The organism is Pseudomonas sp. C11 (assembly GCF_034683865.1).
Taxonomy (GTDB): Bacteria; Pseudomonadota; Gammaproteobacteria; order Pseudomonadales; family Pseudomonadaceae; genus Aquipseudomonas.
The window spans coordinates 1-233 of sequence record NZ_JAWIIP010000100.1 but is presented as its reverse complement, the minus strand read 5'-3'; the positions used below and the strand labels follow the sequence as shown (position 1 = coordinate 233).

Genomic DNA, 233 nt, shown 5'->3' with positions numbered 1-233 from the left:
CATTCGACCCCTGCGACGAGCTCGCCGCCCTGTGCAAGGCCGGCGGCGACCCGCTGCGCCTGAACGTCCTGCGCGTGCTGAGCAACGATTCGTTCGGCGTGCTGGAGCTGGCGCAGATCTTCGCCAGCGGCCAGTCGGGCATGAGCCATCATCTCAAGGTACTGGCCCAGGCCGGCCTGGTGCCCACGCGCCGCGAAGGCAACGCGATCTTCTATCGCCGCGCCCTACCTGCT

1 protein-coding gene is annotated in these 233 nt (G+C 68.7%); it reads left to right on the top strand.

Translation table 11 applies throughout. The annotated features are described in order from the left end of the window. Positions 1-233 (top strand): ArsR/SmtB family transcription factor (locus tag VC352_RS25070; RefSeq protein ID WP_416340242.1); only part of this gene is annotated, 233 nt, incomplete at both ends.